Source organism: Streptomyces sp. NPDC050619, assembly GCF_040654815.1.
Classification (GTDB): domain Bacteria; phylum Actinomycetota; class Actinomycetes; order Streptomycetales; family Streptomycetaceae; genus Streptomyces.
The window spans coordinates 69,283-79,750 of sequence record NZ_JBFAIR010000011.1; the positions used below are offsets into that span (position 1 = coordinate 69,283).

Below are 10,468 nucleotides of genomic sequence, written 5' to 3' on the forward strand. Positions count from 1 at the left end.
AGCGGCTCCGCACCGACTTCGAAAAGTGACGCATGTTCATCTTCCCTCCCGGGGATACCGGCGGTAACGTCCCGGCTCACCCCCCGTCGGTAGGAGCTTCCATGCCACGGCGCATCCCACGCACCGCCCTCGACAGTCTGAGAACTCCCGGCAGGATCCCCGGGTTCCTGAAGACCGCATCCGTATGCGTCCTGATTGCCGGTCTTTTGTCCCCGCTTGCCCAGGCGTCGGCCGCGGAGCCGGCGGTCGGCAAGGCCGCGGCGGCCAACGACTACTGCGGCGGCCAGTGTTCGGACATCCTGCCGCCCGGCCAGAACGGCAACGCCACCCTGTCCCAGATCCTCCTCAACCAGGCCTTCGGCACCCAGCCCGCGCACGCCGAGGACCAGCTCGGCCCGTACGCCAACCTCGCCAAGGGCTATCCGGCGCTCACCGACACGAAGATCAACACGTTCTTCAACGACGCGTCTTTCGGGGTCCCCGCCGATCAAGTCGCCTCCACGGTCAAGCCCGCCGGTCGCAGCGACGTGACGATCGTCCGCGACAAGAAGACGGGCGTGCCGCACATCACAGGTACCACCAGATACGGCACGGAGTTCGGAGCGGGCTATGCGGCGGCTGAGGATCGGCTGTGGCTGATGGATGTCTTCCGGCACGTCGGGCGCGGCCAGTTGACCCCCTTCGCCGGCGGTGACCCCTCCAACCAGGGCCTGGAGCAGGAGTTCTGGCGCACCGCCCCCTACACCGAGGCCGATCTCCAGGCCCAGATCGACGGCGCCGCCGCCTCGGCCGGCGACCGCGGCAAGCAGGCACTCGCCGACGTCAACGCCTACGTCGCCGGCATCAACGCCTACATCGGCGCCTCCGACAGCGGCCGTTACTTCCCCGGCGAGTACGTCCTGACCGGCCACAAGGACTCCGTCACCAACGCCGGCACGATCGCCCCGTTCAAGGCCACCGACCTGGTCGCGCTGGCCTCCGTCATCGGCGCGCTCTTCGGCTCCGGAGGCGGCGGCGAGGTCAACAACGCGATCTCGCTGCTCGCCGCGCAGTCCAAGTACGGCGTGGCCGAGGGCACCAAGGTCTGGGAGTCCTTCCGCGAGCGCAACGACCCCGAGGCGGTCCTCACCCTCCACGAGGGCAGCTTCCCGTACGCGTCCAAGCCCGCCGACCCGCAGGGCCAGGCGCTGCCCACGGCCGGTTCGGTGGCCGAGGAGCCGCTGGTCTACGACCGCACCGGCAGCGCGGCCGGCTCGAGTGCCACCGGCGCGTCCACGAAGGCCGCCAAGACGGCCGTCTCCTCGGCCAAGCGCGGCATGTCCAACGCCCTGGTGGTGAGCGGCGAGCACACCGCCAGCGGCAACCCGATCGCCGTCTTCGGACCGCAGACCGGCTACTTCGCCCCGCAGTTGCTCATGCTCCAGGAGATCCAGGGCCCCGGCCTCAGCGCCCGCGGCGCCTCCTTCGCGGGACTGAGCATGTACGTCGAACTGGGCCGTGGCCAGGACTACTCGTGGAGCGCCACGACCTCCGGCCAGGACATCATCGACTCGTACGCCGTCGAACTGTGCCAGGACGACTACCACTACCTGTACCGGGGCGTGTGCACGCCCATGGAGAAGATCGAGCAGAAGAACGCCTGGAAGCCGACCGTCGCCGACGGCACCGCGGCCGGCTCCTACACGATGCGGGTGTGGAGAACGAAGTACGGCCCCGTCGAATACCGTGCGACGGTCGGCGGCAAGAAGGTCGCCTACACCACCCTGCGCTCGTCCTTCATGCACGAGGCCGACTCGATCATCGGCTTCCAGATGCTGAACGACCCGGACTACGTGAAGGGCCCGGAGAGCTTCCAGAGCGCGGTGCAGCACATCAACTACACCTTCAACTGGTTCTACGCCGACTCCGAGCACACCGCGTACTACAACAGCGGCGACAACCCGGTACGGGCAGGCGGCGTCGACGCCGAGTTCCCGGTGTGGGCGCGGCCGGCGTACGAGTGGCGGAACTGGAACCCGACCACGAACACCGCCGACTACACGCCGGCCTCGGCACACCCCAACTCCATGAACCAGGACTACTACATCTCCTGGAACAACAAGCAGGCCAAGGACTACACGACCGCCTCCTGGGGTGACGGCTCGGTCCACCGCGGCAATCTCCTCGACGACCGGGTGAAGAAACTGGTCGCCGCGGGCGGCGTCACCCGGGCCTCGCTGACCAAAGCCATGGCCGACGCCGGGCTGGCCGACCTGAGAGCGGAGGACGTACTGCCCGACCTGCTGAAGGTCGTCAACAGTTCGACGGTGACCGACTCGACGGCAGCGGCGGCGGTGAGCAAGCTCCAGGCGTGGGTGTCGGCGGGCGCCAAGCGCACGGAGACGGCGGCCGGTTCGAAGACGTACGCCGACGCCGAGGCGATCCGCATCCTGGACGCGTGGTGGCCGCTGCTGGTGAAGGCCGAGTTCGAACCGGGCCTGGGCAGCGACCTGTACACCGCCTTCACCGACAACCTCCCCGTCGACGAGACCCCCTCGGCCGCGCACGGCCCGACCGGCGCGCACGCGGGCAGCTCCTTCCAGTACGGCTGGTGGAGCTATGTCGACAAGGACATCCGGGCGGTGCTGGGCGAGTCGGTGCAGGGACCTCTCGCGCGGAAGTACTGCGGCGGCGGCAGCCTCAGTGCCTGCCGGGACGTCCTGATCAGCACGCTGAAGGAGGCGGCCGGCAAGACCGCGGCCCAGGTCTACCCCGGCGACGACCTGTGCGCGGCGGGCAACCAGTGGTGTGCCGACTCGATCGTCCAGCGGACGCTCGGCGGCATCACCCACGGCAACATCAGCTGGCAGAACCGGCCGACGTACCAGCAGGTGGTGGAGTTCACGTCGCACAGGTGAGGTCCCACTTGTGAGGCGCGAGTGGCGGCGGGTCAGCGAATGCGGCCCGCCGCCACCACCAGCTGCGCCAGTTCCCGGTGCACGATGTCGCTGTGCGCGCCGGCCGGCGGCCCGCCGCGCCTGACCACCTCGGCCGCGTCGACGTTCACACATCCCGACGACGGCAGCTGCGCCCGCAAGGCCTCGGCGAGCTTGAAGGACTTGGTGCCCGGCACGGCCTGCACGCCGTCGTGTCCCATCGCTCCCCACTTGGCGCCCAGCGCCCGCCCGATGTCGAAGCCTTCGACGGCCCCGCGCGCGTCGCCCGCCGTCCGGGAGGCCAGCGGATACATCGTGCCGAGGGCCGAGTCGTGGCGGGAGTAGCAGCACACCAGCGGACCGGCGATGCGACGGTGCCGGTCCTTCAGCACGCCTCCCACGCGCGCGTCGTGCGGCAAGCGGGCCGCGAAGGCGTAGTGGGAGAAGGCCCCTTGGAGTAGCGTCACCGACTTCACCGTGCGCACGCCCTCCGGCAGCCCGCGCAGTGCGAACGACACCAGCCGTGCGCCGAAGCTGTGCCCGACGAGGTGCACGCGCACATCCGGCGCCGCCGCGGCCAGTTGCCCGAGCACCCGGCCGAGCCCGCGCTCACCGACCGTCCCCGCGCGCCGTTTCATCGCGTAGTACGTCGCCTGGCGCAGCAGCTCCTGGGCGCCGTCCCACGGGTTGGGCAGCGTGAACCGCGCCGCCGCGTCCGGGGATTCGAGGTGCGCCAGCGCCCCCGCGAACTCCGCGCAGACCTCCGCCGTCGCCCCCGAGAGCATCACCGGTTCGCTCTGCGGCACCCCCTCCGCCAGCGTGTCCGCCGCGAACGGCGCCTGCGGTCCCGTTGCCACCTCCACCAGCAACCGCACCAGCCGCCCGAACTCCTCCAACCTGGCCTCCTCGCCCGACCGCTGGTCCAGCAGCCGCGCGATCCGGTCGATCACGGTGGCCCGGCCGGGAAAGGTCTCGTGCAGCGCGTGCCGGATGTCCTTGTCCAGCGCCGGACGCGGCGGCGGCTCGGCGGCCACGGCGCGCGGAAAGTCCGGGATCGGCTCGTCCGAGAACCGCATCGACGGCCACACCACACCGGCGTACCCGATCCTGGCCGCCGGAGCGAGCCCGGGGAGCGGCGCGAAGAAGCCGCTGAAGAGCCGGGTCGCGCTCGAGCGGTCGTTGTTCCAGCCGTGTGCGAAGACGACGAGGTCGCGCACGCGGTGTTTCCGGACCCCCGCGAGCAGCCGGTCCCGTTTCCGGCCGTCCGTGTCCCCGTCCGCGTCGAAGGTGAGTTCCCAGTAGGGAGTCACACTCATTGCCGGATCAGTCATGGCAGGCCCCCTGATCCCCCGGATCGGCTGCGATGTGCGCGCATCGTCCCGCTGCCGGCCGGAGTTGGCCATACCCCGTGCCTCGTCCGGGTGATTCACCGGCTCACCGGTGCCTCACGGCCGCCCTTCCTTGATACATACCGACCGGTTAGTCTGACCGTTGCGGGAGCAGAGCCGATTCTCGTCGTGTCGAAGGAGACCGATGGTGGAAGCCGTGCGGGATGCGGGAGTGGTCGTCACCGGAGCGGGGGGCGGCATCGGGGCCGCGCTGGCCCGCCGCTTCGCCGCCGAGGGCGCCCGGGTCGTGGTCAACGACCTGGACGCCGGCCGGGCGAAGGCGGTCGCCGAGGAGATCGGCGCCATCGCGCTGCCGGGGGACGCCTCCGCGATCGTCACCGAGGCCCGCGAGGCGCTCGGCGGTACGGTCGACGTCTACTGCGCCAACGCGGGCGTCGCCTCCGCGGGCGGGGACGCCGACGTACCGCTCGACGAGCAGGCCTGGGCCGCATCCTGGGACGTCAACGTCATGGCCCATGTCCGTGCGGCCCACGAACTGCTCCCCGGCTGGCTCGAGCGTGGCAGCGGCCGCTTCGTCTCCACCGTCTCGGCCGCCGGGCTGCTCACCATGATCGGCGCCGCCCCCTACAGCGTCACCAAGCACGGCACGTACGCCTTCGCCGAGTGGCTGTCGCTGACGTATCGCCACCGGGGCGTCAAGGTCCACGCGATCTGTCCGCAGGGCGTGCGCACCGACATGCTGGATGCCACCGGCAGCGCGGGCGACTTCGTGCTCCGGTCGACCGCGATCGCCCCGGAGGTCGTGGCGGAGGCCCTGTTCAAGGGCATCGAGGAGGACCGCTTCCTGATCCTGCCGCACCCCGAGGTCGCGAAGTTCTACCAGGCCAGGGCCGCCGACCCCGACCGCTGGCTGACGAACATGAACCGCCTCCAGCAGAAGTGGGAGGCGGGCCGGTGACCGACTCGTGCTACGCGGCCAAGCCCTGGCTGGCCCTGCTCAACGACGCCCAGCGCGCCCCGATCGCCCCGGCCGACTCCCTCGTCCACGCCCTGCGCCGGGTCGTCGCCGAGACCCCGGACCGCACCGCCCTCGCCTACTTCGACGGACGGCTGAGCTACCGCGAGGTCGACGAGCTGAGCGACTCCGTCGCCGGGCACCTCGCCGCCCGCGGCCTGGAGCGCGGCGACCGCGTGGCGGTCCTGTTGCAGAACTCCCCGCACTTCGTGCTCGCCGTGCTGGGCGCCTGGAAGGCGGGCGCGACGGTTGTCCCCGTCAACCCCATGTACAAGTCCGGAGAGGTCGGCCACGTCCTGCGGGACGGCGAGGTGACCGCGCTGATCTGCTCGGACCGGGCCTGGGAGTCGTATCTGCGCGAGACGGCCGCCGACTCACCGGTGCGGATCGTGCTGACCGGCTGCGAGCTGGACTTCCAGAGCCGCGGGGACGCGCGCGTGCTGACCTTCGAGCGGCTGCCGCGGCCGGCGGACACCGACGACCTCGCCGCCGTGGCCCGCGCGGGCCACCATGCGCCCGACGGTCGGGACCCGGGCCCCTTGGACATCGCGCTGATCAGCTACACCTCGGGCACGAGCGGCACCCCCAAGGGCGCCACCAACACGCACGGCAACATCATGTACAACGCCGAGCGGCAGCGGACCGGGTTGACACTGCCCGACCCGCCCGTGTACTTCGCCATGGCGCCGCTGTTCCACATCACCGGGATGGTCTGCGAACTCGCCGCCTGTCTCAACAGCGCCGGCCTGCTGGTCCTCGCGTACCGCTTCGAGGCGGGTGTCGTCCTCGACGCGTTCGCCGAGCACGGGCCGCACTACACGGTCGGCCCGTCGACCGCCTTCATGGCGCTGGCCGCCCACCCGTCCGTCACGCCGGACCACTTCTCCTCCTTCGTCAACATCTCCTCCGGCGGTGCCCCGCTGCCGCCCGCCCTGGTGGAGAAGTTCCGGGCCGGCTTCGGCCCGTACCTCCGCAACGGCTACGGGCTGACGGAGTGTTCCGCGCCCTGTGCCTCGGTGCCGCCCTCGCTGGAGGCGCCCGTCGACCCGGTATCCGGCACGCTCGCCGTCGGTGTGCCGGGCCCCGAAACGGTCGTACGCATCCTCGACGACCAGGGCGCGGAGGTGCCCTTCGGCGAGCAGGGCGAGATCGTCGTACGGGGGCCGCAGGTCGTCCCCGGCTACTGGCGGCGCCCCGACGCCACCGCCGAGGCCTTCCCGGACGGGGAACTGCGCACCGGTGACATCGGCTTCATGGACCCCCAGGGCTGGCTGTACGTCGTCGACCGCAAGAAGGACATGATCAACGCGTCCGGCTTCAAGGTGTGGCCGCGCGAGGTCGAGGACGTGCTGTACACGCACCCGGCGGTGCGCGAGGCGGCCGTCGTGGGGATGCCCGACGGGTACCGCGGGGAGACTGTCAAGGCGTATATCAGTCTGCGTCCGGGCGCCGAAGCGGACCCTGCCGCACTCGCCGCGTACTGCAAGGAGAGACTGGCCGCCTACAAATACCCGCGTCAGGTGGAGATCCTGCCCGACCTGCCGAAGACGGCGAGTGGGAAGATCCTCCGTCGGGAACTGCGTTCCCGCACGCAAGGCTAGAAACAGCAGCTCGTGAAAGGCAGGTGGCGGCAGTGCCCAGGACGACGGACGGTGACGGGACCCCCGTGCCGCAGCGGCTCCTTGCCGCCGCCACACGGCTCTTCGCCGAGCAGGGCTACGACCGCACCTCGGTGCAGGAGATCGTCGAGGCGGCAGGCGTCACCAAAGGTGCGCTGTACCACTACTTCGGCTCCAAGGACGATCTCCTGCACGAGGTGTACGCGCGCGTGCTGCGCGTCCAGCAGGAGAGACTCGACGCGTTCGCGGACGCCGACGAGCCCGTCGAGAAGCGGCTGAGGGACGCGGCGGCCGACGTCGTGGTCACGACGATCGACAAGCTCGACGACGCGATGATCTTCTGGCGTTCGATGCACCACCTGAGCCCCGAGAAGAACAAACAGGTGCGGGCCGAACGCCGGCGCTACCACGAACGCTTCCGCGCGCTCGTCGAGGAGGGCCAGCAGGCGGGCGTCTTCTCCAAGGCGACCCCCGCCGACCTGGTCGTCGACTACCACTTCGGCTCCGTGCACCACCTGTCGACCTGGTACCGCCCCGACGGCCCGCTCAGCCCGCAGGAGGTCGCCGACCACCTGGCCGACCTGCTGCTGCGGGCGCTGCGGCCGTAGCTGTCACAGGTACTTCTTCAACTCCCGTCGGGCCAGCGACCGCTGGTGCACCTCGTCCGGACCGTCCGCGATCATCAGCGTGCGGGCGCCGGCGTAGAGCTCGGCCAGCGGGAAGTCCTGGCTGACGCCGCCCGCACCGTGCAGCTGGATCGCGCGGTCGATGATGTCGACGACCGTGCGGGGCGTGGCGATCTTGATGGCCTGGATCTCGGTGTGGGCGCCCCGGTTGCCGACGGTGTCCATCATCCAGGCCGTCTTGAGGACCAGCAGGCGCAGCTGCTCCACGGCGACCCGCGCGTCCGCGATCCAGTTGTGGACCACGCCCTGCTGGGCCAGCGCCTTGCCGAAGGCGTCGCGGGAGACGGCCCGCCGGCACATCAGCTCGATGGCCCGCTCGGCCATGCCGATCAGCCGCATGCAGTGGTGGATACGGCCGGGACCGAGCCGGGCCTGGGCGATGGCGAAGCCGCCGCCCTCCTCGCCGATCAGGTTCGACACCGGCACGCGCGCGTGGTCGAAGATCACCTCGGCGTGGCCGCCGTGGTAGTGGTCCTCGTAGCCGAAGACCTGCATCGCGCGCTCGATCGTGACCCCGGGGGTGTCGCGGGGGACCAGGATCATGGACTGCTGGCGGCGGAGGTCGGCGCCGTCCGGGTCGGTCTTGCCCATCACGATGAAGATCTTGCAGTCCGGGTTCATCGCCCCGGAGATGTACCACTTGCGGCCGGTGACGACGTACTCGTCGCCGTCCCTCGCGATGTGTGTGGTGATGTTCGTGGCGTCGGACGAGGCCACGTCCGGCTCCGTCATCGCGAACGCCGAACGGATCTCGCCCGCCAGCAGCGGCTGAAGCCACTGCTTCTTCTGCTGCTCGTCCGCGAACTGCGCCAGCACCTCCATGTTGCCGGTGTCGGGCGCCGCGCAGTTCGTCACCGTGGGCGCCAACTGCGGGGAGCGCCCGGTGATTTCGGCGAGGGGTGCGTACTGGAGGTTCGTCAGCCCGGCGCCGTACTCGGAGTCCGGGAGGAAGAGGTTCCACAGGCCCTGCTTGCGGGCCTCGGCCTTCAGCTCCTCGACCACGGCCGGGGTGTCCCACGGCGAGGCCAGCCGCGCGCGCTGCTCGTGGGCGACGGCCTCGGCCGGGTAGACGTACTCGTCCATGAAGGCGAGCAGCTTGGCGCGCAGTTCCTCGGTGCGCGCGTCGAACGCGAAATCCATGGTGGATCAGCCTTCCTGGAGAGTGGTCAGGCCGTGCTCGATGAAGACGGGGACCAGGTCGCCGATGCGGTCGAAGCCGGGGCCGACCGTCTGGCCGAGGGTGTAGCGGTAGTGGATGCCCTCAAGGATCACGGCGAGCTTGAACCAGGCGAAGGCCGTGTACCAGGAGACCGCGGAGACGTCACGCCCCGAGCGCGCCGCGTACCGCTCGATCAGCTCGGCGGGCGAGGGGTGCCCGGCGGCCTCGGCCGTCGTGAAGACCGGCGACTCGGGCGTGCCGAGCGGGATGCTGTACATCACCAGCAGGCCGAGGTCGGTGAGCGGGTCGCCGAGCGTGGACATCTCCCAGTCGAGGATCGCCTTGATCCGGTCGTCGTCACCGATCAGGACGTTGTCGAGCCGGTAGTCGCCGTGTACGACCGCGGGGGCGGGGGAGTGCGGCAGCCGGCGGCCGAGGGTCGCGTGCAGCTCGTCGATGCCGGCCAGGTCGCGGTTGCGGGAGGCGTCCAGCTGTTTGCCCCAGCGCCGCAGTTGCCGGTCCAGAAAGCCCTCCGGGCGGCCGAAGTCGCCGAGGCCCACCTCGACGGGGTCCACCGCGTGCAGCTCGACGAGCGTGTCCACCAGGGAGAGTACGGCGCCCCGGGTGCGCTCCGGGCCGAGCGGGGCCAGCTGGTCGGCGGTGCGGTACGGCGTGCCCGCCACGAACTCCATGACGTAGAAGGGCGAGCCGAGCACCGCCCCGTTCTCGGGGTTCTCGCACAGCAAGACGGGGCGCGGCACCGGCACGTCCGTCGGGTACAGCGCGCTGATCACCCGGTGCTCGCGCTTCATGTCGTGCGCGGTGGCCAGGACATGGCCGAGTGGGGGCCGCCGTACGACCCACTTCGCGCTGCCGTCGGAGACCGCGTAGGTGAGGTTCGACCGTCCGCCCTCGATCAGCCGGCCGGTCAGCGGGCCGTGCACCAGGCCGGGCCGCTCGCGGTCGAGCAGGTCGCGCAGCCGGTCGAGATCGAGTCCGGGGGGATGGTCGGGGCTCATCAATGCTCCTACGGACGGGTGGACAACGACCCGACCAATGATGCCGACCGGTCGGTATGTCGTCCAGTGTGGGGGCCGAACGTGATCGGGGCCACGATATGCCGACAGCTCCCCGCCGGGGTGGCGGGGAGCTGTCGGCGATACCTTCTCGGCCAGCCCGAGGCAAGCGTCCGGTCAGTGGTCGTCCCAGTGGCCCTCGTGCTCGGCGTGCCGGTGGCCGTCGTGCAGGTAGTCGACGTGGTCGCCGTGCAGGACGCTCTCGTGTCCGCAGTCCTCCCCGTGCCGATGGGTGTGGCCCTCGTGGGAGACATGCTCGACGGGCTCGCACTCGTCCCAGTGACGGCCATGCGTGCGGTGCAGATGCCCGGCGTGCGCGTAGTCGACGTGATCGCCGTGCGGCACCTCGGTGTGGCCGCAGTCCGGACCGTGGGTGTGCGTATGGGCGGCGTGTTCCTGGTGGAGGGTGGTCATGGTGTTCGCCTTCGAAGGTGCGGGTGATGACGTCGGACAGGCTGCCACGCGGAAGGGGGCATATCCGGTGATTCGGTCTGCGTGGCGTACGGGTACCCCGGGGTGGGCGTCTGGGTGCGTCGGGGGTGGACGGGTGTTTCGGGGGGTGGCGGGGGTGCCTGGGGTGGGTGTGTGGGTGTTTCGGGGTGGTGGCGGGGTGTCTTGGGTGGGTGTGTGGGTGTTTCGGGGTGGTGGC

8 protein-coding genes are annotated in these 10,468 nt (G+C 70.6%); 4 read left to right on the forward strand and 4 right to left on the reverse strand.

The window, feature by feature from the left end:
• Window positions 1-101 precede the first annotated feature (101 nt).
• A complete protein-coding gene (locus tag AB0I77_RS19715) occupies window positions 102-2,897 on the forward strand; it encodes a penicillin acylase family protein (RefSeq protein WP_363283880.1) in 2,796 nt (931 codons plus the stop codon).
• 32 nt (window positions 2,898-2,929) lie between these two features.
• Here the strand turns inward: AB0I77_RS19715 and AB0I77_RS19720 are convergent, their stop codons facing one another.
• Window positions 2,930-4,246: a serine-threonine protein kinase gene (locus tag AB0I77_RS19720; protein ID WP_363283881.1), complete on the reverse strand. Its 1,317-nt coding sequence runs from the start codon at window positions 4,244-4,246 to the stop codon at window positions 2,930-2,932.
• Window positions 4,247-4,448: 202 nt separating this feature from the next.
• On the opposite strand from AB0I77_RS19720, the gene AB0I77_RS19725 reads away from it, so the two are divergent.
• From AB0I77_RS19725 to AB0I77_RS19735, 3 genes are read left to right on the forward strand one after another with little or no spacing between them, the layout of a single operon-like run.
• Window positions 4,449-5,222 (forward strand): SDR family oxidoreductase, encoded by a 774-nt coding sequence (locus AB0I77_RS19725; protein WP_363283882.1) that lies wholly within the window; start codon window positions 4,449-4,451, stop codon window positions 5,220-5,222.
• A complete protein-coding gene (locus AB0I77_RS19730; RefSeq protein WP_363283883.1) occupies window positions 5,219-6,880 on the forward strand; it encodes an AMP-binding protein in 1,662 nt (553 codons plus the stop codon). The genes AB0I77_RS19725 and AB0I77_RS19730 overlap by 4 nt, the downstream gene beginning before the upstream one ends.
• Window positions 6,881-6,912: 32 nt before the next feature.
• Window positions 6,913-7,506 carry a TetR/AcrR family transcriptional regulator gene (locus tag AB0I77_RS19735; protein ID WP_363283884.1) on the forward strand — a complete coding sequence of 198 codons (594 nt, stop codon included), beginning with the start codon at window positions 6,913-6,915 and terminating at the stop codon, window positions 7,504-7,506.
• A 3-nt stretch (window positions 7,507-7,509) separates the two neighbouring features.
• Here AB0I77_RS19735 and AB0I77_RS19740 read toward each other — a convergent pair whose 3' ends face one another.
• The 3 genes from AB0I77_RS19740 to AB0I77_RS19750 form a co-directional block, all read right to left on the reverse strand.
• The gene (locus tag AB0I77_RS19740; protein WP_363283885.1) at window positions 7,510-8,724 is read right to left on the reverse strand and encodes an acyl-CoA dehydrogenase; all 1,215 of its coding nucleotides are present in this window, start codon (window positions 8,722-8,724) and stop codon (window positions 7,510-7,512) included.
• Window positions 8,725-8,730: 6 nt separating this feature from the next.
• A complete protein-coding gene (locus AB0I77_RS19745) occupies window positions 8,731-9,762 on the reverse strand; it encodes a phosphotransferase family protein (protein ID WP_363283886.1) in 1,032 nt (343 codons plus the stop codon).
• A gap of 174 nt (window positions 9,763-9,936) precedes the next feature.
• On the reverse strand, window positions 9,937-10,233 hold the full coding sequence (locus AB0I77_RS19750) for a hypothetical protein (protein ID WP_363283888.1): 297 nt from the start codon (window positions 10,231-10,233) through the stop codon (window positions 9,937-9,939).
• Window positions 10,234-10,468: the final 235 nt, after the last annotated feature.

Excerpts from the sequence above, each read along its gene's own strand:
- AB0I77_RS19715 (WP_363283880.1), top strand. The coding sequence starts at position 102 with ATGCCACGGCGCATCCCACGCACCGCCCTCGACAGTCTGAGAACTCCC.
- AB0I77_RS19720 (WP_363283881.1), bottom strand. The coding sequence starts at position 4,246 with ATGACTGATCCGGCAATGAGTGTGACTCCCTACTGGGAACTCACCTTC.
- AB0I77_RS19725 (WP_363283882.1), top strand. The coding sequence starts at position 4,449 with ATGGTGGAAGCCGTGCGGGATGCGGGAGTGGTCGTCACCGGAGCGGGG.
- AB0I77_RS19740 (WP_363283885.1), bottom strand. The coding sequence starts at position 8,724 with ATGGATTTCGCGTTCGACGCGCGCACCGAGGAACTGCGCGCCAAGCTG.
- AB0I77_RS19745 (WP_363283886.1), bottom strand. The coding sequence starts at position 9,762 with ATGAGCCCCGACCATCCCCCCGGACTCGATCTCGACCGGCTGCGCGAC.
- AB0I77_RS19750 (WP_363283888.1), bottom strand. The coding sequence starts at position 10,233 with ATGACCACCCTCCACCAGGAACACGCCGCCCATACGCACACCCACGGT.